19 protein-coding genes are annotated in these 20,518 nt (G+C 69.1%); 7 read left to right on the top strand and 12 right to left on the bottom strand.

The genetic code is table 11. The features are described 5' to 3' along the window. Window positions 1-325: 325 nt before the first annotated feature. Together WMF17_RS44965 and WMF17_RS44960 are read right to left on the bottom strand one after the other, a co-directional pair. A complete protein-coding gene (locus WMF17_RS44965) occupies window positions 326-964 on the bottom strand; it encodes a DUF6531 domain-containing protein (protein WP_437647084.1) in 639 nt (212 codons plus the stop codon). A gap of 284 nt (window positions 965-1,248) precedes the next feature. Continuing rightward, window positions 1,249-2,112, bottom strand: a complete 864-nt coding sequence (locus WMF17_RS44960) for a toll/interleukin-1 receptor domain-containing protein (RefSeq protein WP_437647082.1) — start codon at window positions 2,110-2,112, stop codon at window positions 1,249-1,251. Between the two features lie 594 nt (window positions 2,113-2,706). Between WMF17_RS44960 and WMF17_RS44955 the strand changes: the two genes are divergently transcribed. Together WMF17_RS44955 and WMF17_RS44950 are read left to right on the top strand one after the other, a co-directional pair. Further along, window positions 2,707-3,501 carry a phytanoyl-CoA dioxygenase gene (locus tag WMF17_RS44955; protein ID WP_437647080.1) on the top strand — a complete coding sequence of 265 codons (795 nt, stop codon included), beginning with the start codon at window positions 2,707-2,709 and terminating at the stop codon, window positions 3,499-3,501. Between the two features lie 228 nt (window positions 3,502-3,729). Then, window positions 3,730-5,001, top strand: coding sequence for a serine hydrolase (locus WMF17_RS44950; RefSeq protein ID WP_437647078.1), 1,272 nt, complete (start codon window positions 3,730-3,732; stop codon window positions 4,999-5,001). A gap of 194 nt (window positions 5,002-5,195) precedes the next feature. On the opposite strand, the gene WMF17_RS44945 is transcribed toward WMF17_RS44950, so the two are convergent. Beyond that, entirely contained in the window at window positions 5,196-5,609 is a 414-nt protein-coding gene (locus tag WMF17_RS44945) for a hypothetical protein (protein WP_437599686.1), read from the bottom strand. A gap of 666 nt (window positions 5,610-6,275) precedes the next feature. On the opposite strand from WMF17_RS44945, the gene WMF17_RS44940 reads away from it, so the two are divergent. Continuing rightward, window positions 6,276-6,740, top strand: a complete 465-nt coding sequence (locus tag WMF17_RS44940) for a MarR family winged helix-turn-helix transcriptional regulator (protein ID WP_437647076.1) — start codon at window positions 6,276-6,278, stop codon at window positions 6,738-6,740. An 80-nt stretch (window positions 6,741-6,820) separates the two neighbouring features. Continuing rightward, window positions 6,821-7,360 carry a carboxymuconolactone decarboxylase family protein gene (locus WMF17_RS44935; RefSeq protein WP_437647075.1) on the top strand — a complete coding sequence of 180 codons (540 nt, stop codon included), beginning with the start codon at window positions 6,821-6,823 and terminating at the stop codon, window positions 7,358-7,360. Window positions 7,361-7,581: 221 nt separating this feature from the next. On the opposite strand, the gene WMF17_RS44930 is transcribed toward WMF17_RS44935, so the two are convergent. The 5 genes from WMF17_RS44930 to WMF17_RS44910 all read right to left on the bottom strand — a co-directional run bounded on the left by WMF17_RS44930 (window position 7,582) and on the right by WMF17_RS44910 (window position 14,552). Then, on the bottom strand, window positions 7,582-8,085 hold the full coding sequence (locus WMF17_RS44930) for a hypothetical protein (RefSeq protein WP_437599683.1): 504 nt from the start codon (window positions 8,083-8,085) through the stop codon (window positions 7,582-7,584). A gap of 132 nt (window positions 8,086-8,217) precedes the next feature. Continuing rightward, on the bottom strand, window positions 8,218-9,003 hold the full coding sequence (locus tag WMF17_RS44925) for a hypothetical protein (protein ID WP_437647073.1): 786 nt from the start codon (window positions 9,001-9,003) through the stop codon (window positions 8,218-8,220). A 339-nt stretch (window positions 9,004-9,342) separates the two neighbouring features. Next, the gene (locus WMF17_RS44920) at window positions 9,343-9,777 is read right to left on the bottom strand and encodes a hypothetical protein (protein WP_437647071.1); all 435 of its coding nucleotides are present in this window, start codon (window positions 9,775-9,777) and stop codon (window positions 9,343-9,345) included. 218 nt (window positions 9,778-9,995) lie between these two features. Then, complete coding sequence (locus WMF17_RS44915; RefSeq protein WP_437647070.1) at window positions 9,996-14,090, bottom strand: hypothetical protein; 4,095 nt, start codon at window positions 14,088-14,090, stop codon at window positions 9,996-9,998. Between the two features lie 96 nt (window positions 14,091-14,186). Continuing rightward, the gene (locus WMF17_RS44910; protein WP_437647068.1) at window positions 14,187-14,552 is read right to left on the bottom strand and encodes a hypothetical protein; all 366 of its coding nucleotides are present in this window, start codon (window positions 14,550-14,552) and stop codon (window positions 14,187-14,189) included. A gap of 567 nt (window positions 14,553-15,119) precedes the next feature. On the opposite strand from WMF17_RS44910, the gene WMF17_RS44905 reads away from it, so the two are divergent. The 3 genes from WMF17_RS44905 (at window position 15,120) to WMF17_RS44895 (ending at window position 17,640) form a co-directional block, all read left to right on the top strand. Then, window positions 15,120-16,325 (top strand): methyltransferase, encoded by a 1,206-nt coding sequence (locus tag WMF17_RS44905; RefSeq protein WP_437647066.1) that lies wholly within the window; start codon window positions 15,120-15,122, stop codon window positions 16,323-16,325. A gap of 46 nt (window positions 16,326-16,371) precedes the next feature. Next, complete coding sequence (locus tag WMF17_RS44900) at window positions 16,372-16,773, top strand: MmcQ/YjbR family DNA-binding protein (protein WP_437647064.1); 402 nt, start codon at window positions 16,372-16,374, stop codon at window positions 16,771-16,773. 246 nt (window positions 16,774-17,019) lie between these two features. Continuing rightward, window positions 17,020-17,640 carry a hypothetical protein gene (locus tag WMF17_RS44895; RefSeq protein WP_437647062.1) on the top strand — a complete coding sequence of 207 codons (621 nt, stop codon included), beginning with the start codon at window positions 17,020-17,022 and terminating at the stop codon, window positions 17,638-17,640. 17 nt (window positions 17,641-17,657) lie between these two features. On the opposite strand, the gene WMF17_RS44890 is transcribed toward WMF17_RS44895, so the two are convergent. Genes WMF17_RS44890 through WMF17_RS44875 form a run of 4 tightly spaced genes read right to left on the bottom strand, consistent with a single transcriptional unit; the run spans window position 17,658 to window position 20,473 of the window. Beyond that, complete coding sequence (locus tag WMF17_RS44890) at window positions 17,658-18,824, bottom strand: NADH-quinone oxidoreductase subunit D (RefSeq protein WP_437647060.1); 1,167 nt, start codon at window positions 18,822-18,824, stop codon at window positions 17,658-17,660. Continuing rightward, a complete protein-coding gene (locus WMF17_RS44885; RefSeq protein WP_437484678.1) occupies window positions 18,821-19,369 on the bottom strand; it encodes an NADH-quinone oxidoreductase subunit C in 549 nt (182 codons plus the stop codon). Before WMF17_RS44885 ends, WMF17_RS44890 begins: the two co-directional genes overlap by 4 nt. Before the next feature lie 40 nt (window positions 19,370-19,409). Further along, window positions 19,410-19,958, bottom strand: a complete 549-nt coding sequence (gene nuoB, locus WMF17_RS44880) for an NADH-quinone oxidoreductase subunit NuoB (RefSeq protein WP_437647058.1) — start codon at window positions 19,956-19,958, stop codon at window positions 19,410-19,412. After that, window positions 19,955-20,473 carry an NADH-quinone oxidoreductase subunit A gene (locus WMF17_RS44875; RefSeq protein WP_437647056.1) on the bottom strand — a complete coding sequence of 173 codons (519 nt, stop codon included), beginning with the start codon at window positions 20,471-20,473 and terminating at the stop codon, window positions 19,955-19,957. The genes nuoB and WMF17_RS44875 overlap by 4 nt, the downstream gene beginning before the upstream one ends. Window positions 20,474-20,518 lie beyond the last annotated feature (45 nt).

The raw sequence follows: 20,518 nt of genomic DNA, 5'->3' as shown, positions 1-20,518 counted from the left end.
AGAGCTCGGCGCGCGCGCTGAGGCACCCGGGACAGGACCTGCGAGACCGGATCGTACGTGTACCCCATGCGCCCCTCGACGAGCCCCCACTCCTCCTGAAGGTCGCCCGCGGACGTGTACGCGTGATAATGCTCTTCCGTGAGCCCAGGTGGCCTGGGACCGGCCCAGGCAGGCTCGCCTACGCGCGGCTGGCCCGCGGGGCGGAATACCCGCTGGTGCGTGATGCGCCCGATCACCATGCTCTCGACGTATCCTAAGGAGGTGCTCCTGCGCGTGCGATGTCCGGCCGCACCGTAGGCGCTCTCGACGACGTAGTTATGGCCGTTCACCCGGTGCAGCTCTGCAGCCAGCCGTCCGCGGCCATCATACCTGAACACCGTCTCGGACACGGAGGACTCTGCACACAGCAGGCGTCCCACCGCGTCGTACTCAACGGCTCCGCCGTGCCGTCTGCGTAGGCCCGCTCGACGAGCCGCCCGACGGGGTCGTATTTGAACTCGGTGATCTCGCCGGAGCCGCTCTCGCTCTGAACGATGCGTCCGAGCAGATCGTGTTTGGATCGGATCGTTCGACCGTCGAAGGTCCGCTCCTCGACGATCCGCCCCGCGGGGCTGCGCATGAGGACGTGCTCTTCACCTGAGCCGGTGCTGCTGTAGGTTCGTTTGATCACGAGCGGCAGCGGCCCTGGGAGCGCCAGATCGACCGCAGGGACCGTGTAGACACGGCCGGTCACCGGGTCGATGGGGTCGCCGGCGTGTGTGCCGCCCCCGCCGCCGTGGGACGGGTTGGGACAGCCGGCCCCGCTGCCAGGACCGCACGATCCGGCGCCCTTGCCGCCCCCTTGCGCGTCGTTCCCTCCATTGCCACCGCCAGCGCCTTGCCCATTGCCGCTGCCGCTCCCGCCGCGGCCATTGCCTCCCCCACCTCCGCCCTCGCCGCCCATGATCCACACACCGGGGTTCATGCCAGGGATTGCGGGGATGTTCGGGACCGGAGCGGTGCGCGCCATAGGCGCATTGTCGACTACCCCCAGGCCGCGTCAAGTGTCCGGCATCGGCGCTGGAGACGAAGGTGATCGGCGAGAGGCCGTCCCCCTCGCGCGTCCATCACGGCCAGCAGCGCCTTCCGCGCCCTCGCCCCCCTGCCCAGTTCGCCGGCGCCCGCTGGCTCTGCGGAGTGAGCGTGACAATCTCGCAGGTCACGCCTGCGGCGCGCGCGCTCGCGCTGGGGAGGGTCGTCACACCGTCGCTAGGGTCCGCGCGGCGGCCGCGGCTCCGGCTCGCCGGCGGTCACGGTCCTCGGCGGCGGGGTCCGCGGCCGCGCCGTCGGTCCCGCGTCAGCCGGCCCCGCGTCCGCCGCCGCCGCGCCTGCCGTCTGACCTGTCGTGGTGAATCGATCGATGAAGAGCGCGACCGCCGCGAACGGCCCCAGCACGACGATGGCCATCAGCGCGCGAGCTGCCGTCGAGGCCCTGGCTCTGCCTCGGTGTCGCGCGGGTGGGGCCCCGCCGGTCCCCGCGGAGGGCAGGGCGGCAGCGGGTGGGGACGTGTCGAGTGTCCTCTCGGTGCGTGCCGTGTGTGCCGGCCGCGTCGGCGCGCTCGTGTCCACCAGGGTGGGCGCAGTGGTCCTGTGCGTGCAGTCTGCGACGGCGGCCCGGATGGCGAGCGTCACGGAGGTCCACGCCTCGCTCTCGCGCTCCCACGACATCACGGGGACGCCGTTGGGGGGCAGCGGCGCCAGAGCGGAGAACGGCGTGCCCTCCCAGTCGCACGCGTCGAGGAGGATGGGGATGACCCGCGCCCGCCCAGCGTTGTGGCGCCCGAGCGCCCGTTCCATCTCTCGCCACTGCGCGTCGGCGGCGAGGTAATCGACGCTGACGAGAAGGACGATGAGGTGAGCCGCGTCGAGGCGAGCCGCGAGCTCGGCGTCTCGATCGCTCCCGACCCCGACGCGCCCGGTATGCCAGGTGCGGACTTTCCCTTCGCGCTTCAGGGCCGACAGATGTTTTCTGAGCACGTCCTTCTGCTTCTCGTTCGCGGCCGCGTACGAGATGAAGACGTCAATCGGACCAGGCGCGGGAAACACGAGGAGAGCGTACCAGGAAGAAGCCATGCGAACGAGCCGAGCGACCTTTGTTCAGAGCCTTTCCTCGTTGCCAGATCCTGGCGAGTCTGTACATCGAGGAACGCTGCCCCCGGGGCGCAGGGGTTACCCTCCGGGATCCGTCCTGCGCGCGAGCACCGACCGTTCCGCCCCCCGTGACATGTCACGCTGGAACGCTGGATCCGTGACACGTCACGGCGCGAGCGCGCCCTCTCGCCGATGGAGCGCGAGGTCGTGGTGATGATGATGCGCTGACGCGCCCGGGCTCGCGGGGCCCCCTCGCGAGCGCGAACGCGCGGCGCAGAAGCTCGGCCCACGACCGACGATCGCCGAGGACGCGGGCATCCTCTACATCGTCCCGCAGTCGTCGACGCCCGGCGCGATGCGCGTGCTGCCGAACCGCCGGGAGCTGGGCCTCGGCGACCTCGGCGAGACGACGGACCTCATTGACGGACTGCGAGCCGTCCGTTACTACTCCGTCGATGATGAAGTTCTCCGTGTTCCTGCTCGGCTGAGCGCCGCATCCCGGCGCTCATGGGTCGTCCGCGACGCGCGCGTCGTGCGCAGTCGTGTGCCTTGAGCTGGAACAACAGGAGATCTCAGATGCCTCATCATGATTTCGCGCTGTCCGCAGCGCAGATTGAACAGTTCGTCCACGATGGCTTCGTTCGGATCGACGAAGCTTTCCCCCGTGAGCTCGCCGACGCATGTCGTCGAGTCTTGTGGCTCGCCACCGGGTGTGCGGAGGACGCGCCCTCCACCTGGACGCGCCCCGTCGTGCGTGTCGGCGAGATCCCGAACCCGCTCTTCCGTGCGGCGGCCAGCACACCGAAGCTGCACGCGGCCTACGACGCGCTCGTGGGGCCTGGACGCTGGATGCCTCGCGGCAGCCTCGGCACATTCCCGATCCGCTTCCCCTCGCCAGACGATCCGGGCGACTGCGGCTGGCACATCGATGTGAGCTTCGGAACGGAGGGCGAGCCGGACTTCCTCAAGTGGCGGGCCAACGTGGCGTCGAAGGGGCGTGCGCTCCTCATGCTCTTCCTCTTCTCCGACGTCGGTGACCAGGATGCACCGACGCGTCTTCGCGTTGGTTCGCACTTCGACATCGTCCGAAGGCTCGAACCTCACGGAGCGGAGGGGCTGACCCTCGGCGAGCTCGCCAGCACCGACTTCGCCGAGTCGTCGCACCGCCCCGAGGCCGTCGCGACTGGACCGGCTGGCACGGTGTACCTGTGTCACCCGTTCCTCGTTCACGCGGCGCAGCCCCTCCTGCGCGGCGACCGGCCCAGATTCCTCGCGCAACCTCCCTTGCTGCCGAGGGAAGCGCTCGACCCGTGGCGCGACGACGCCTCTCCGGTCGAGCGTGCGATTCGGATGGCGCTCGTTCGCCCCTGAGCGCCTGTCCCTGACCCACGGCGCGGTCGGAGCGGCCATCTCACGCCGGCACACGGCGTGCATTGCGCTCAGCCCAAGGCGCGCGTCGAGCACCTGTCCGTGACCGCGGCGCGCTTTGCCACCGCATGACCTCTCGGCGCTCCGCTCCGCGCCTCGCGAGGATGTCTCATTCGACCTCCCGGGCCAGGCTCGGCGGGTCCAACCCCCATGTCACGCAAGGAGAAGCCCATGTTCGCATCATTACACCGCTCGAAGCCCCGCGCCTTCTTCCAGGCCCTCGGAGCCGTGTCGCTCGTCGCCGCGACGGCGGGGCTCAGCGCGCCGGCTCAAGGCGCACAGCTGAACGTCGATGAATACGAGGATCAGATCCGGAGCCGCTTCGGAAGCACGAAGGGATATTCCACGACGCTCGTCCGCACGACCGGGTTCCGCTACGGCGTGTCCGGAGGAGCGGCGACCCACTCCAACGCGATGACCTGGAATGTCCTCGCGAACGTGGGCAGCGCGACAAAGATGGTCGGCGGGCTCTTGCTCGTGAAGGTGCTGGAGGAGCAAGGGAAGAGCACCCCGCAGGTGCTCAGCTTCCTCGACAACGAGATCCGCCACTACCTGCCCGCGGTGGTGAAGAACGCGCTCCCGGTCGAGAACCGGAAGATCACGTTCCGCGATCTCCTCCAGCACAGGTCCGGCATCCGAGGAGGGGATCCGGCGAACCCCTTCGTTCAGCTCCTGGTCCCCGTGGAGGACAGCGACTACGGCGTCCGGAGCTACCACAACATCAACAGCAAGCTGCTCACGTACCTGGTCCCGATCGTCGGGAACCCGGCCAACCTGCCGGCGATCAACAACGCCGTCGCGAACAACGGGTGGAGCGCGACGGGAAACGACATCATCCAGGCCATGGGGTGGTGGTACGAGACGTTCGTCCGCCACTACATCTTCGACCCTGTCGACCCCGACCTCGCGGCCACCTGCAACCCGGATCCGAACGCCCTCGGCATCCTGGTCAACGGGTGGACGATCGCAGGGGCGTACACGACGAAGACCGATCCGTACGCCGGCGTCATCTACAACTCGAAGGTCCTCGCCGGGCACTGCAAGGCGCAGGGCGGCTGGTACTACTCGTCGAAGGCGTTCGCCTCGATCTTCCAGTACCTCGGGCACAGCAGCGGATTCATCAGCCCCTCGACCTACGACGCGCTCTATTCGCCCACGGGCTCCTCGGCCACGCGGAGCAATCGGCTCGTCTGGTCCAGCGAGATCGCGAGCGCGAAGCTCGAGGACCTCTACGGCTGGAAGGCGAGCCCCTACCATGGCGGCTCGCACCCGGTGAACCGCAGCGGGAGCGTCCCGAACGCCTTCAGGACGACCCACGCCCGCTCCGCGGTCATCCGCCTGCCGTCGGGCTACCACGCCGTGGGCATCGTCAACTCCGGCGAGATGTCGTCGGGGGACATCGCCTCCGAGCTGAAGAACGCGTTCGCCAACGCCCTGGAGTAGACCTCGGACGAGGAAGGCGGGCACGAGGACGGCGAGGTCGCCTCGTGCCCGGCCACCTGGGCGAACCGCTCGAGCTTGCCTGGCAGAATGCCGCCCCGTCCCGCTGCGAGCGGGGGGGCGTGAGCCCAGGGCGCGCGGGGCGGCATTCGATGGCGTGCGCCGGTGCGGCGCGACGCCATCGCAGAGGCTTCGATTCAGGGCACCGGGAAGTATTCGATGTAAGCGCCGGTGTAGCGGTACCAGGCGCCCGCGCTCGGCGTGACGGTGAAGCGCAGATCGCTCCCGCCGTAGGGAGTGTCGAAGTTGTCGTACTCGATCAGGTCGTGGTGGTGAACGTCGACGGTCGCGACGTGGCCGGGGCTGATGTTCACGCTCTTCCCCGGGGGCACGGCCCACGCGCCGCTGAGCCCCTTCTTGACATGGCCCTTGAGGTTGGTCCTCGCCGTGCCGCACGCCGCGACGGTCTGGCGGCCCTCGAAGGCGTCCGGCAGGCCCTGGGAGCTGGCGGAGCGCTGCGCGTCGCCGGCAAAGGGGCCGACGCGGCACCAGGAGACCGAGTCCGCGATCGCCGGGCCCGAAGCGTAGTCGTCGATCGCGTCGCAATGCACGTTCGTGAAGACCGCCGTGCTCTGGCAGGGGCCCAGCGTGGTGGGTAGCGGCCCACCCTGTCGGCGATCGAGGCGACGTGCGCGTCGTCGCCGCAGGGCGTGTCGCCCGCCGAGAGGCCCACAGCCTCGAGATCGACGCCGAGCGGGTCTCGCGCGCCGGCGTCGGCGAGGTCCGGGCCCTGCGCCCCTCCGGGCGACTCTCGCGGTTCGCCAGCCACGCAGGCCACAAGGGAGAGAGAGCTCATGCAGGCGAGGACGTGGGCGAGGTTCATGGTCGTCATGCTTCTCCTTGTCGTCTCTGGAGTGGGTGAGTCGGTTGGCGTGCCGATCGGGGTCGACGAGCGCCCATCGCAAGCGCGGTGCCGGAGCTCCGGCGCGCGCGCATGCGGCGCTCGCCGGCTGCCCCTGCGCCCCGCTCGGGCGGCGCAACGGGGCTTCCGGGCGGGGGCGCGGGCGGGCCGCGCGGGGCGGCACCTCGGCCGGGTGTCGCGCGCCCGCAACAGCGCGGGGTTACAGGGGTTACAGCTGTCACGAGCGCGTGACGCCACGGCGCGGCGGGGGCGCGCTCACCCGCCTCGGGCTCCGGCCCCGGGCGCGCCCCAGCGCGGGGCGCGAGACAATTGATTGCATTGACAACCAACACGCCGGGGTTACGCTCGGTCCACCATGCGCGACCAGTTCACGGCCGAGGGGGGGATCATCCTCGACAACGCGCTCGGCTACTGGGTGGCGCGCGTGTACCTCGCGTCCCGCGCCGCGATGTACCGGCGCTTCCGCGCCCATGGCGTCGAGATCACGCCCGAGCAATGGATGGTGCTCGTCCGGCTGTGGGAGCAGGAGGGCGTCACGCAGACGCACCTCGCCGAGCGCACCTTCCGTGATGTGCCCACGATGAGCCGCATCCTGGCGCTCATGGATCGCGACGGGCTGATCGCGCGCCGCCAGGACCCGACGGACCGGCGCGCCCGGCTCGTCTACCTCACGGCGCGCGGGCGCCAGCTGCGCAAGGCGCTGTCGAGCGAGGCCATGGCCATGGTCGACGCGCTGCGCGCCGGCATCCCGGAGGACGACCTCCTCACGACCCGGCGCACGCTGCAGCGCCTCCTCGCGAACCTCGAGCCCGAGGGCTGAGCGCCGCGCCGGCCCTCGACCCTGCGCTCCGACACCCAATTGATTGCATTGACAACCAATAACCCAGGGACGTCCACCTCATGAGCCAGCCCGCTCCTTCCCCTCATTTCCCCGCCCACACGCTCGACACCGCGCCCGCGGCGGTCCGCCCTGCGCTGGAGCGGACCGCGCGCAAGTTCGGCTTCGTGCCGCTGCCCGTGGCCCGCTTCGCGACCTCGCCGCTCCTGGTCCGCGCCTTCGACGATCTCCTGGCCCTCTTCGAGGAGGCGACCCTCTCGCCGATGGAGCGCGAGGTCGTGGTGATGGTGGTCGCGGGCGAGAACGGCTGCGATCTCTGCCGCACGATGCACCGCGAGCTGCTCCTCCGCGCGGGGGCTCCTCCCGCGGTGGCCGCTGCGCTGTTCGAGCGAACGCCCGTGCCCGACGCTCGCCTCCAGGCGCTCGCCGCATTCACCGAGGCGACGCTGCGCGAGCGGGGTCACGTGACGGACGCCGAGCTCGACGCCTTCCTCCGCGCCGGCTTCACCGCCGAGCAGGCGCTCGAGGTGATCGTTGGCATCGGCACGTTCACCCTGTCGACGTTCGCGAACCGGATGACCCGCAGCCACGCGATGCGCTGAGGCGCCCGGGCACGCGGGGCCGCTCGCCCGAGACCACAACGCATCCTGGTCCCTCCGCGACCGCGCCCGCCCGAGACCACAACGCGTCCTGGTCCGCGGATCTGTAGCTCATCAATACAACTCAGCCTTTTCACGAAACGTGAGCGATCGCACGAATGCGCGTTCGCGAGGACCGGCGATGGTCGCGGCCCTTTTCGGGCGCAGCTTCGTCGCCGCCTTCTTCACGGCGAGCGCCCCAGCCGCCTTTTGGCGGGCCGCTTCTTCGATGCCACCTTCGCCGGTGTCTCGGCCCGTGGCGAGGCGGGCCGCTTCCGCCGCTCTCCGGGCACCTTCCCGATCCGCGGATCGCCGGCCCGGATGAGCGCGCAGGCCAGCAGCGCGGCCTCCTCGAAATCGGGCGCGTCCGCCGGGAGCACCTGCCAGCCGGTCACCCCCTCCCCGAGCACCTCGATGCTCCGCATGCCCGGGAACTCCGCGCGCAGGGCCGCGTGGTGCTCCTCGGTCGTGGCGAGCCAGACGCCGTTGTCCTGCGAGGGCGCGGGCTTGTCGCGCAGGATGAGGACGATCTTCTCCTCCACATAGACAGCCACGCAGCCGAACATCGGGCGCGTCACGGGCCCGAGCGGCGCGAGCGCCTCGAGCACGAACTCATGGGGGACGGCCTGTCGCTTCCTCGCGGCGAACACGTCGGCCATCGGCGCGAGGCGCCCGCTCCGCTTTCTCATGGGCGCGTAGAGTAATCGAACGGCGGGCGCCCGCGCCACACCGCGCATGCCGGCGCGGCTCGACCTCCGGGCCGCCGCCCTCGACGCTCGATCCAGCGGCCGTACGGCGAGGGGCGATGCGCCGGCCGACGCTCATCGGTACCAGTTGCCCGCCGGCGTCTTGTTGTCGAGCATCCGCCCGTCGGCAGGACATCCGTTGTCGTCGAGCGACGGCCCGCACAGCCCAGTGTCCTCCACGCAGTTATAGGTCTCGCAGTCCGGATGCAGGACGCACTCGCTCCCCACCGGGAGCCGCGGCCCGCACGTGTCGGTCCCGAAGATGTCGCACCGGCCGCTGTCGCACTCGCCAAACGTCTTGCACGTTGCGCCGTCGGGCGCCCACGGAGCGCAGGTGCCCACGTCGGCGTCGGGGTCCGGCTTGACGCAGTGCCAGTTCTCGCAGTCGTGCTCGACGGTGCACTCTCCTCCGAGCGGCACCTGCCCCTCGAACGCATCAAAGAGGCAGGGCCAGTCGGTGTCCGTCGCGGCGCACCCGGCGGTGTTCAGTCGATCGATGCAGGCGCGCATCCTGTCGGGGTAATAGACGAGGCGCCCTGCCGCGACGGACGCGCGCAGGACCGGCAGCGTGCTCGCGCTCTGCAGGACGGACCTGAACTCCGCGCAGGTCTCCTCCGTGGTCGCCAGGAACGGGTTGTCGAGGGCGACGGGAGAGCAGCAAGCATAGGAGAGACGGCAGTAGGTCTCGCCCTCCGCGTTGAAGAAATCGTCGAGCGCGATCCCGCCGGTGCCACCGATGTAGACGGGATCATCCTTATCCACCTCATCGCCGCCGCAGCCGAGGAGCACGCCGCAGAGCAAGGCGGCGGCGCCGCAGGCCATCTGCAAGGAGCTGCGCCGGATCATCGTGATTGCCATCATGGAACGTAGCCTCGCCGTCTGGCGCCGCCAAGGCGCCCTCGCCTCGCAGCCCGCGGATCGTGCGCGAGCGCCCCGGCGGCAATGGATGTTGGATGCGTGAAGCCGCTTGTCGTGTGAAGCAGAAACATCGAAGAGCCGAAAGGGGATCTCGATTCGAGCGCGACAGGGCGGTCCGGAATCGACGTCCTGCGGCGATCTCGGACGGGCCCACCGTCATGGTCCGTCCTGTCGCGCTCCCCTTCCCATGGCCTCCTTCGGCGCGCTCGGCGCCGCGCTACCTGGCAGGCGCCCTCGGCGCCGCTGCGCCGCTCCGCGAGCGGACTACGTCGCCGCGGCGGCTCACTGCGCCTCCAGATGAGTCGTGCAGTCGAACTCCCCGCCGTTGCAACGGGCCTCCAGCCCGCCGCCGGACTCGAAGAAATCGCAGCGCATGCCTTGCTCGCCGGTGTCGCCTTCCAGCCACCATCCCCCCTTCATCAGATCGACAAGGTCGACGGCATGACTGCGGTTCCCCTTCATCGGGAGAGCCACATCGTCGCCCGTGACCGCCAGCGAGCACGAGCCGGTCCACGCGCTCACGGTGATGCGGCCGGTCGGCCCACAGGAGCCCGTCACGTCGAAGGTCATCTCGGTGGCTCCCGCCTCGTCGCATACGCTCCCTTTGCTCTCGCCGCAGCCGTGCCCCATCATGAACGGGCTCAAGAGCAGGATCCCTACGAGCGACAGGCCGCCAACGAGCCCAGTCGCCTGTCCACGGTTCGTCCTTGGATTCATCGTTCAGACCATCCGTTCTCAAAAGACCCGCGCAGCAGGCACAAGCGCGACTCGTACTGGCAAGCGCCGGAGCGCCGTGAATATCCTGCCAGAGGCAGCTTGCTAGCACTCAATCTCGTTCGAGGCAACTGCCTGTTCGCTCGTCTCGGCTCGCCGACGAGCCGAGACGGTGCGTCGAAGGCCCCGGTCGCCCAGGACCTCCGACGCTCAGCCGACCATCAATGGAAGCCCATGTTGTCGAGGCGAACCTGCCCCGATGGGCTCGCGTTGAGCGTCAGGCTCACGCGGCAATTCTGGAAGCTCCCGTTCAGCGTGTCGACCACCTGCGAGGGCAGCACGAACTCGACGGTGTTGAACTCTCCGGCGAACCGGTTCACGAGGTTGTGGGAACCGAGCGGCAGGGTGTTGTGGGGACCGCACGTCAAGAACGCCTGCATTTGGCCATTCCACGGCTGGCTCGGCTGCCTCTCGGGGATGAACACGTCGACGCTGAGGTTCTGGGTGGCGCCCCCGAGCTCCGAGGTGCTGAACGGACGGCTCGTCACCACGAGGTACCCGGACGCGGTGAACGCCACCGAGCCCGTCCCCTCGACGCGCTCGCTCGAGGTAGACAGCGGGACGGTCGAGTTCCAGTCGCCGGCATCGTCGAAGCTGAACAGCGGGTTGGTCGTGACCTGGAAGATCTGGCTGCCCCGCAGGTGGTAAATCTCCCGGTCCGAACGGTCGCCGCCGAAGCGCAGATTGTCGAGGAGCAATGGATCCTGGCACGAGGCCGTGGTCACGTCGATCCGGATCTGAGCGTCCGCAAAGTCGCCGAGCAGCGCCGCCTTGATGGTCGGCGGGACGATGAGCTCGATCGTGCTCCACGCGCCGCGGGGCAGCGACGTCAGGCTCGTCCATACCGGGAGCTGCTGCGAGAAGACGCCGGCGCCCGGGATCGTGATCATGGCCTGGATGCCGCCGACCCAGAACGGATTCGGCTGCGACACCGGCACGAAGAGATCGAACTGCAGCCGGTCCCCCACCGCCTCCCAGTCCGCCGTCCGGAAGAATGGGCTCTTCACGGACATGGAGTTGCAGCCGTTGAGCTGGAGCGAGCTCGATCCCTCGGTGAACTGCGTGAAGTCGGAGCCGAGCCCGGCCTCATCGCTCGTCCAGGGCGCTCCCGGGTCGTCGAAGCCGGCGAACCCCGGGGCCCCGAGGGGCACCTCGAATACACGCGTGTACAGGCTGTCGTACAACGCATCGCTGCTCGACAGCGGGAAGCTTGTGATGACGTGCCGCTCCGGGTCGCTCGCGTCGTACTCGTTCCACGCGACGAGGCCGCGGCCGCGGATCCAGCCGAATCGCGCGGGGTCCGGGGCCAGAGCCGTCGCATCGCAGTCCTGGCAGTTCGGGTCGTCGAAGCTCTTGAGCGCGTCGCAATACAGGTTCGTCGAGTCCGCCGCGCACGCGGCCGAGTACGTGTTGGTGCTGTTCCAGGGCAGCCGAGCGGCGCTGACGTTCTCCTGGGTGAACAGGCCCGCGATGTCGTCCTGGCTGGTCATGGGAGCGAGCTTCATGCCCTGCACCGAGTTGAAGAACGGCAAGAACGTGTCCGTGAACGACGGCCCGACGTCGCTCAAGATCCGCTGCGCCGTGGGCCCGAGCACGGTCGGGATGAGGCCGAGCGCGACCGAGTCGGCGATGAGGTTGCCCGCGTCCTCCGCGGCGTTGCGGAGATCCGCGAGCGGCGCCGGAGACACGGACGCGGACGCGACGTCGTCGAGGAGCGCATCCCAGCGATCGAGCACGGCCATCTTGCGGTTGTATCTGGCCACCTCGTCGGGCGCCGCGCCAGGGAGGGGCGGATTGGTCGAGAGGTCGTCGCGCGCCGTGTCGATGGCGTCCCTGATGTCCGCGAGGTAGTCGGGGTCCTGCAGGTCCTCCTGCAAGAACGCGAGGTTCACGATCTCGTGCGCCGGCCTCTCGCGCAGCGCATCGGCGGCCTGGCTGAGGGCATCCTGGATGCGCTCGGCCTGCTCGTAGGCGTCCTCGAGGTCGTCGTACATCGCCGCGCATTCCGCGTTCGTCATGTCGGAGAGCTGGTCACAACGGTCGACGACGCACGTCCTGCGGTCTGCCTTCTGCTCGTCCGGGGTCTTGCTCGGGTCCCCCTCGAGGCACTCGATGAACGCGATCGTGTCGTCGATCGTGGTGCAGGCCTGCCGCGCCGGAGTGAGCAGCTCACTGGCGTAATTGTCGAGCTCGATCGTGTCCTTCATCGCATCGAAGTTGCACGCGACGGACTCGAGGTCGCATTCGAACTGGTCGATGGCGGCCTCGACGCAGTTGGGCCTCTCGTCGTCGAAGATGGGGCACAGCGCCCTGCACGCGAGGAAGGCCCCGGGGCTGCAGAAGGGGGGCGGTGGCGGGGGGAGCCATTCGATGTAGCCCGGACAGGTCAATTCGACGCACGTGTCCTCGCACGCGCCGCTCGATTCGACACCGCAGGCGGCGTCGCAGTCGCCGGGCACCAGGCCGCACGCCGTGGAGCACACGTTCTGGAGGCACGTCGTGGTGCTATCCACGACGCACTGCACGTGCTCTGCGACGCAGGTGGCGTGCCGCGCTGCCGCGGCGATCGGGGCGAACGCGGCGTTGAGGCAGGTCTCGAACGCCGGGTCCCGGACCGCGCCGCAGAACGCGTCGTACGACTCCTTGATGCCGGCCACCTCCTTCTCCGGCAAGATGACCTCCTTGAGGTCGGCGGCGCGGAAGCCGAAGCCGACCAGATAGTCGATCTCGCGGGTCAGGTTCCGGCGCATCGAGCGGTGGCCGTTCTCCGACTCGAACGTGAGCTCGTCGTGCCAGGGCGCATCGCCGCGGGTGGGGTCGTTGATCCCGAGGAAGAGCGTGTCCGCGTCGCCGCCGAGGAAGGCGGCCTTGAGGCGCAGGAGGAAGTCGTCGTCGACCGGCGACCCCGGGCGCACGGCCCCGCGGTAGAGCCCTCTCGGGTTCCCCTCGTCCTGCCAGCCCGCGCGCACCACATCCGCGCAGGCGTCCGTGTTGAGCGTCGGATCGCCCGGATCGAAGTCGGCGGCGGTGGTCTTCGCGAGGTTCTGCGACGAGCACTGGCTCAGGAGGATCCAGTTCCGGCGCACGATCTCGGCGTGACGGGTGTGCCGCTCGAGCCGGTCGTTGATGCCGCCGACGTAGTCGATGGCCGCCCGCAGCTCCTCCACGACGTTGCTGCCGCCCTCTTCCGCGTGGCAGTCGGCGAATCCGAGCGTCAGGTCGTCGACCCACGACAGGGAGTTCACGGCGAGATCATCCAGGATGTCGGCCGGCAGCTCGGCCGCGTCGAGCCCGAAGTTCACGAAGGCGTTGTTCCTGACGTCCTCGGCGAAGTCGAAGAAGCCCCCGAGCCGGGACCAGCCCTTGATCGACGGCGCCAGCGCGACCTGGGCGTTGAAGTAGTTGTAGAAGGGCCCGCCGTAGAACTGGTTGACGTTGCCGAAGAACTGCGCGAATCCATCGAAGGTGCTGCCCTGATCCTGGGGCGGAGGCGGGGCGTGCGCCGGGCGGCTGGAGTAGAACGCATCCAGAAACGCGACCGGCGCGGAGAGCGTGACGCGCCCGCGCCCGCCGCCATCGCCGTTGATGCTGAGCAGAGCGTCGGGGACCATCGAGTCGATGTAACTCTCGATCGCGACGTGCTTCACCTCCTCGCTGAAGCTACCCCACATCCCCCCGCCCTCCTCCAGCGCCCACGCGCCTCCGGCGAGGTCGTTCACCCACGTGTGAGAGAAGCTGTCGCCGACCCCGTGGGAGAGGTAACCCATCATGAAGGCGAGGACCTCCTTCCGCTCCTCGGTGGATGCCTCGTAGGTCGCGAAGAACTCGAGCATCGCGGTCGCGAAGTCGATCGAGCGGAACTCGGTGGGCCCACTGCGGTTCTCGTACGCGTCATGGTGCGAGTGGTCGGAAAGTGGCACGCCGGTGACCTGCTCTACCAGATCCTTGAACTTCGACGTCTCGTTGCCGTGCATCATCATCTGGCCGGTGAACGGATCGGGGAAGCCGTCCGGCCCGGTCACGCCGGCGTTGAAGAATTCGGGCTTGTCGATCACGGCGGCGTACGCCTCCTTCTCGCTGATGACGACGTCGAGCTGACGGCCGTTCACGGTGAACGTGATCGTGTCCGGCTGCAGTCCCTCCGTGATCTGCAGCCCGAGCTGCGCCACCGTCTCGTTCGCCGTGGCGATGTGCGTGCCCACCTTGAACGCCGACGCCGGCGCGGAGAGCGAGGTCGCCGCGACGGCGGTCGTCATCGCCATGAGCAGTCGATGGCAACTGAATCTACCTATTTTGCGAGTCATGCGTTCATCCCAAGGTTCAAGTCGTTATCAGGATCCGTATCCGCTGCGTTATGTCGATTCTGCCGAAGACAACATCGTCAGACCGCGTCGCCCGACGGGCCCGGGCAGATGAAAGCGGACCTCGTCGTCGCCGCGCGCCGGCATGGCGGCGTGCAGCCCGCCTCGGCGAGGGAACAGGGCGTCGACGTCGCCCTGCGGCGCGCTCGTCGAGGCGAGCCCGAAGCCCCCTTCGACCGCCACGCAGGCCTCGCCGGTCCCGAGGACCTGCGCGGCCTGCTCAGGGAAGTGAAGCCGCAGATCGTCGGCCGCGGGCGGCTCCGAGCCGAACATGCAGCCGGCGACGCAGATAGCGATCGCGCCGCCGACAAGCAAGGTGGATAAGATCGACCACCAACGATGAGCCGGAAAGTGCATTATAGTTGACCTCTCGAACCACTGGCTCGTCAAAGACAGCCGTCTCGATCCGCGCACGTGCGCGCACGCGCCACGTTCACATCCACGTTGCGCGTCGACGTTGTGTAAGCAGGGCGCGTGCCAGCCGGATGCTCTCGCATTCCTGCGGTTCATCGACGCCGGATCTGGAGCTCCGAAGGGCGCGAGCGGAACGCTCCAGTAGAAAAGGGCTGCTTGGAATCGTGATCGTTGGCATGCCGTGCATGACCTCGCGGCTCGAGAGCTCCCCACAGCGCGCCGCGCCGGCGAGGCAAATCAGGCCGAAAAGGGCGATTCACGCCGCGCGCCGAGCCGAGGATCCCGACGGGGCCGCCGTCACGCTCTACCGTGACATGTCACGGTCGCCGTCACGCTCTACCGTGACATGTCACGGTCGCCGTCACGGGGAGAACGCGTCATGGGGACATGTCGTCCGCAACGTCGCCCCTGCTGGTTTCTGCGCCTGCCCACCGTCGCCCGTAGGGCCGCTTCGCTCGCTCGACCCGGGCAGCAGCCGTCAATGCGCTCTTTTGCACGCACGCGCGAGCAATGCAGAAAACAAATATGGCTGCTATCAGATGTTCCAATCCCGTCGAAGGCGGCTCATGCTCGAGAGCGCGTGGTACGGGAAAGGTAAAATCTTTACAATACCCCCGGCGTCGTGCCCCCCAAGGTAGGCCCGAAGGAGCGAACACCATGTCGAGCGGGTCTCCCACGAATCTTCCCCCTGCGTTCCGCCTGAATCAGATGATCATGAGCCTCTGGGTGCCGCAGGTCGTCCACGCGGCCGCGGAGCTCGGCGTCGCCGACGTCCTCGCCGACGGGCCCCTTCCGAGCAGCGCGGTCGCGGCGCGGCTCGGCACGCACCCCGACGCGACGGATCGCTTGCTCCGGGCGCTCGTCACGCTCGAGCTGCTCGCCGCGCGCGGGGAGCAGCTCGAGCTCACCGAGATGGGGCGATGCCTCGAGACGAGCTCCCCCACCGCGCGGCGCGCGTGGTCTCGGCTCATGGGCGGACCGGGCGTCTGGCAGGCCTGGGGCCGCTTGGCCGACTGCGTCCGCACCGGCCGGATGGCGTGGAGCGCCGGAGACGCCGCGGCGTCGTCCGGGACCGAGCACTTCGACGAGATGGCGCGCGACCCGGCCGCCGCCGCGATCTTCCACCAGGCCATGGTCGAGCTCACCCGCGGGGTCGCGCCCGGCATCGTCGGAGCCGTCGATCTCCGCGGCGCGCGCCGGGTGGTCGATGTGGGCGGCGGCTACGGCGCCCTGCTCTGCGCGATCCTGGAGGCCCATGCCGGCGTGGAAGGGGTCGTCTTCGATCTCGAGCACGCGCGCGGAGGAGCGCTCCAGCTGTTCGCGTCGCGCGGCGTCGCCGCCCGCGCCTCCTTCGTCGCCGGGAGCTGCTTCGACACGGCGCCTCCGGCCGCCGACGTCTACGTGCTCAAGAGCGTGATCCACGACTGGGACGACGCCCGCAGCCTGCAGATCCTGGGCAAGTGCCGCCAGGCGATGGCCGGCGCGGCGCGCCTGCTCGTCGTGGAGGCGCCCGCCCCCGCCTCCCCCGCCCAGCGCGGGAACACGGCCCTCGACTGGGTCCTCACGTTCAGCGATATCAACATGCTCGTGAACACGGGAGGACGCGAGCGCACGGAGGCCGAGTACCGCGCGCTGCTCGAGGCAGCGGGGTTCGGCGTGACGAGCGTGCGAGAGACGCCGAGCTTCTTCCGGGTCTTCGAGGCAGCGCGGGCCTGAGCTCCCTTCACGACAGCGACCCATCCCCTTGCCGAGGCACACCGCCATGATCTCTTCCGACGACCTTCGAAAGCTCGCGCTGTCGCTGCCCGAGGCCGAGGAGCAGGACCACTTCGGCAAGCCGTCGTTCCGCGTGCGAGGGAAGATCTTCGCGACGCACTGGGTGGAGCAGGAGGGCGCCGTCCTGAAGCTGTCGCTGGAGGAGCAGGACAGCCTGGTGCAGGCGCAGCCCGACGTCTTCTCGGTGACGCCGTGGGGACACCAGGGCTGGACGCGGGTGGAGCTCCGTCGCGTCGACCGGACGCTCCTGGAAGAGCTGCTCGTGGGGGCCTGGCGTCGCGTGGCGCCGAAGCGCGCCGTCGCGCAGTGGGACGCCGGACGCAGCGGGGAGCCGGCGGCGCCGCCGGGGTCTCCCTCACGTCCGCGGAGGCGCCGGCGCGCGACGTGACGGACACCGGGACACGCGATCCGGACGTCGCATCGGCCGCGCACGGAGAGGCTCGCGCCGCAGAATGCTGGATACGTCCTCCAACAAGGAAGTAAAGATCGATCAGGGCCGTAGTAGGTTCACACCCCGCGCGCCTGCCCGGTCGACGATGCAGCCCGCTCGCTTCCTTCAACGGAGCCGTCCTCGAGCGCCGCGCGGACCCTCAGGTGAACTTTCTCGATGATGATGGAGCGCTCGATGACACGGATGAAGCTTCTTGGAATGTTGATGGTCGGGCTCGCGCTCGTGGCGTGCGGCGATGATGACGAGGGGGGCACTGCCGGCACCAGCGGTACCAGCGGCACCAGCGGCACCAGCGGCACCGGCGGCACGGACGGCACCGGCGGCAACGGCGGCACGGACGGCACCGGCGGCACGGACGGCACCGGCGGCAACGGCGGCGAGACCGGGGGCGACGACGATGGCAAGCAGCTCGACTCCCTGACGGGCGAGGAGGCGCAGGCGTTGTGCGACGAGCTCGCCGCGTCGGCCGACTTCTCGAAGGAGGACAGCTGCGAGCTCTTGAGCATGGCCACCGCCGCGCTCGGCGGTGATTGCGAGGCCGCCAAGGAAGCGTGCATGAGCGATCCGGAGGAGCCCCCGGGACCGGGGACATGCCCCGCGGAGAATATCGCGGGGTGTACCGCCACGGTCGGCGAGTTCAAGGCCTGCACGAACGGCCAGATCGAGCTCCTCAAGGCGCTCACGTGTGCATCGACCCTCGAGGACCTCGGGGCGCTGCCTGCGGAGTGCGAGGCCCTCAGCGAAAAGTGTCCGGAGCTCTTCGACGAGGGGACCGAGGGCAGGGCCGGCGGCGCGAGCCCCTGAGGCGTTCCCTCCCCCGGCTACCTGTCGATCTCGGGCGCAACGACGTCGAAGCTGGCGATGAGCGCCACGAGATCGGCCAGGAATAGCCCGGGGCTCTTGGCCTCGATCATCGCCATCGCGGTGAAGCTCCCCGTCCGGAACCGCGCCCGGTACGCCTCCTCCGCGCCCCGCCCGATCACGTAACAGCCCATGTCGCCGCGGGCGCTCTCGATCCGCGCGTAGGCCTCCCCGTCAGGCCTCATCTTCTTGGGCAGCTTGCCCAGGAGGTCGTCCTCCGGGTGCTCGTCGATCTTGTCGAGCGCCTGGCGGAGGATCTTCGCCGACTCGCGGCACTCCTCGACCCGGACGTAGAACCGATCCCAGCAGTCGCCCACGGCGCCGTAACGCCCGCGGCCCACGGGGACGTCGAAGTCGAGCTCCGGATAGACCGAGTAGCCGTCCTCCTTCCGGAGATCCCACTTCACGCCGGACGCGCGCAGGTTGGGGCCGACGAGGCCCCAGTCCTTCGCCTCCTCGGCCGTGACCACGGCGACGTTGGCGAGCCGCTTGATGAAGATGTCGTTCAGGCTGATGAGCCGGTCGAACTCGACCATGATCGGCTCGAAGCGCTCGAGCCAGCGCTTCACCTTGTCGGCCCACCCCGCCGGCAGGTCGAACGAGACGCCGCCGATGCGGTGGTAGTTGAACGTGAGCCGCGCGCCGCACAGCTCCTCGATGAAGTCGTTGATGTACTCGCGCTCGCGCAGCGCCCACGGGAAGGGCGTGACCGCGCCGACGTCCATCGCCATCGCGCCGAGCGCGATCATGTGGCTCCCGATCCGGTTGAGCTCGCAGGAGATGACGCGCAGGTACTGCGCCCGCTTCGGCACCTCGATGCCCATCAGCTTCTCGCAGGCGCTCGCCCAGGCCTCGTTGGCGAACATCGCCGCGATGTAGTCGACGCGGTCCGTGTACGGCATGAAGCCGCTGTAGGTGCAGCGCTCGCCGATCTTCTCGATGCTCCGGTGCAGGTAGCCGACGTCCGGCACCGCCTTGCGGATGATCTCGCCGTCCGTCGAGATGACGAAGCGGAGCACCCCGTGGGTCGACGGGTGATGAGGCCCCATGTTGAGGGTCATCTCGTCTTCCGGCTCGCTGCCCGGGCCCGCGCCCCCGCGGTCGACGCTGAAGATGACCTGGCTCATGACGCCTCCGCGTCCTTCTTCGGCAGCTTGATCTTGAAGAGCTCGACGGGGTTCGGCCGCTGCGTCGGGATGCCGTGGTAGTCCGCCTTCTCCTGCCAGTCCTTGCGGAGCGGGTGCCCCTCCCAGTCGTCGGGCAGGAGCAGGCGCCGGAGATCCGGGTGCCCCTCGAAGCGCACGCCGAGCAGGTCGAAGCACTCGCGCTCCTGCCAGTTCGCCGCCGACCACACGTCGACCAAGGTCGGCATCGCCGGGCTCTCCCGGTCGAGGAACGCCTTGAGGACGATCCGGCGCTTCTTCGCGTAGGAGTAGATGTGATAGACGACAACGATCTTCTTGAGATCGGGATAGTCGACCCCGGTGATGCACTCCAGGTAATCGAAATCGAGCTCCGGCGCCTCACGCAGGTGATGGCACACGGTCAGGATCTTCTCCGGCGCGACCTGGAACCAGGCGTCGCGATCCTTCGCGGACACGGGGTGGAGGTCGAAGACCGCGTCTTCGCCGAGCTTCGCCTGGAGCGCCTGGAAGATCTCTTCGGGTGTCATGGGGTGCGGGAGCGCAGGACGAACAGCGAGAGGAGAGGGCTCAGCCGCCCGTCGCGCCGCGGCGGTCGAGGGCCCGCTCGCTCTTGATCTTCTCCTGGATCTTCAGGAGCCCTTCGAGGAGCGCCTCGGGGCGCGGGGGGCAACCGGGCACATAGACGTCGACCGGGATGATCTGATCCACGCCCTTGCAGACCGAGTAGGCGTACTGGAAGAGGCCGCCGCAGTTCGCGCAGCTGCCCATGGAGATGACGAAGCGGGGCTCCGCCATCTGGTCGTAGAGGCGCTTCACCCGGAGCGCCATCTTGTACGTCAGCGTCCCCGCGATGATGAAGAGATCGCTCGACCGCGGGCTCGGCCGCGGGGCCGCGCCGAAGCGCTCGAGGTCGCCGCGGGGGCCGCCGGTCTGCATGAGCTCGATCGCGCAGCAGGCCAGGCCGAAGAGCATGTACCAGACGCTGTTCGACCGCCCCCAGTTGAGCAGCCAGTTCACCGTCTGGTCGACGCTCGTCGTGATGACGCCGCCGCCGTCGCTCTCGTACTTGGCCTCCCACCCGCGGGGCGGGGCCATCAGGTTCAGGTTCGATGTCATGACTCCGCACCTCCGTCGGCGACCGCCGCCTGCCCCGCCTGCCCCGCCGGCGCGCCCTCGCCCGCGCGCGCGTCGAGGAGCGGCGCGCGCGCCCGGGACCGGCTGCTCACGTTCTGAGCGCCGCGCGGATCGCCCTTGATGGCGCGGATCCAGTCGAGATCGCCCTTCGCCCAGACATAGACGAAGCCGAGCATCAGGATGGCCACGAAGAGGAAGATCTCGATCAGCGCGAAGAGCCCGTTGCCCTGGTCCACCCAGCGCTTGAACACCGCCGCGACCGGGTAGATGAAGGCGATCTCGACGTCGAAGATGATGTAGACGAGCGCGATGATGTAAAAACGCGGGTTGAAGTTGAACCACGCGGGCCCGACGGGCGCCTCCCCGCACTCGTACGTCTCGACCTTCCCGGGGTACATGTTGTTGGGGCGCAGCAGCTTCCCGAACAGCAGAGAGCCGAGGATGAAGCCGATCGCCACCAGGAAGAACGCGGCAACGCTGGCATATGCCATCAACATCGAACGGAACCTCGCTCGGCTCGCCCTCCCTCGCCCAGGGCGAGA

The sequence above is a fragment of the Sorangium sp. So ce362 genome (assembly GCF_051519845.1).
Classification (GTDB): Bacteria; Myxococcota_A; Polyangia; order Polyangiales; family Polyangiaceae; genus Sorangium.
This window is presented reverse-complemented; position numbering and strand designations above follow the sequence as displayed.

Coding starts and splice junctions, on each gene's coding strand:
- WMF17_RS44965 (WP_437647084.1), bottom strand. CDS start 964: ATGAACCCCGGTGTGTGGATCATGGGCGGCGAGGGCGGAGGTGGGGGA.
- WMF17_RS44950 (WP_437647078.1), top strand. CDS start 3,730: ATGTTCGCATCATTACACCGCTCGAAGCCCCGCGCCTTCTTCCAGGCC.
- WMF17_RS44900 (WP_437647064.1), top strand. CDS start 16,372: ATGATCTCTTCCGACGACCTTCGAAAGCTCGCGCTGTCGCTGCCCGAG.
- WMF17_RS44955 (WP_437647080.1), top strand. CDS start 2,707: ATGCCTCATCATGATTTCGCGCTGTCCGCAGCGCAGATTGAACAGTTC.
- WMF17_RS44915 (WP_437647070.1), bottom strand. CDS start 14,090: ATGACGACCGCCGTCGCGGCGACCTCGCTCTCCGCGCCGGCGTCGGCG.
- WMF17_RS44875 (WP_437647056.1), bottom strand. CDS start 20,473: ATGTTGATGGCATATGCCAGCGTTGCCGCGTTCTTCCTGGTGGCGATC.
- WMF17_RS44895 (WP_437647062.1), top strand. CDS start 17,020: ATGAAGCTTCTTGGAATGTTGATGGTCGGGCTCGCGCTCGTGGCGTGC.
- WMF17_RS44935 (WP_437647075.1), top strand. CDS start 6,821: ATGAGCCAGCCCGCTCCTTCCCCTCATTTCCCCGCCCACACGCTCGAC.
- WMF17_RS44890 (WP_437647060.1), bottom strand. CDS start 18,824: ATGAGCCAGGTCATCTTCAGCGTCGACCGCGGGGGCGCGGGCCCGGGC.
- WMF17_RS44910 (WP_437647068.1), bottom strand. CDS start 14,552: ATGCACTTTCCGGCTCATCGTTGGTGGTCGATCTTATCCACCTTGCTT.
- WMF17_RS44885 (WP_437484678.1), bottom strand. CDS start 19,369: ATGACACCCGAAGAGATCTTCCAGGCGCTCCAGGCGAAGCTCGGCGAA.
- WMF17_RS44940 (WP_437647076.1), top strand. CDS start 6,276: ATGCGCGACCAGTTCACGGCCGAGGGGGGGATCATCCTCGACAACGCG.
- WMF17_RS44930 (WP_437599683.1), bottom strand. CDS start 8,085: ATGAGAAAGCGGAGCGGGCGCCTCGCGCCGATGGCCGACGTGTTCGCC.
- WMF17_RS44905 (WP_437647066.1), top strand. CDS start 15,120: ATGCAGAAAACAAATATGGCTGCTATCAGATGTTCCAATCCCGTCGAA.
- nuoB (WP_437647058.1), bottom strand. CDS start 19,958: ATGACATCGAACCTGAACCTGATGGCCCCGCCCCGCGGGTGGGAGGCC.
- WMF17_RS44920 (WP_437647071.1), bottom strand. CDS start 9,777: ATGAATCCAAGGACGAACCGTGGACAGGCGACTGGGCTCGTTGGCGGC.
- WMF17_RS44960 (WP_437647082.1), bottom strand. CDS start 2,112: ATGGCTTCTTCCTGGTACGCTCTCCTCGTGTTTCCCGCGCCTGGTCCG.
- WMF17_RS44925 (WP_437647073.1), bottom strand. CDS start 9,003: ATGATGGCAATCACGATGATCCGGCGCAGCTCCTTGCAGATGGCCTGC.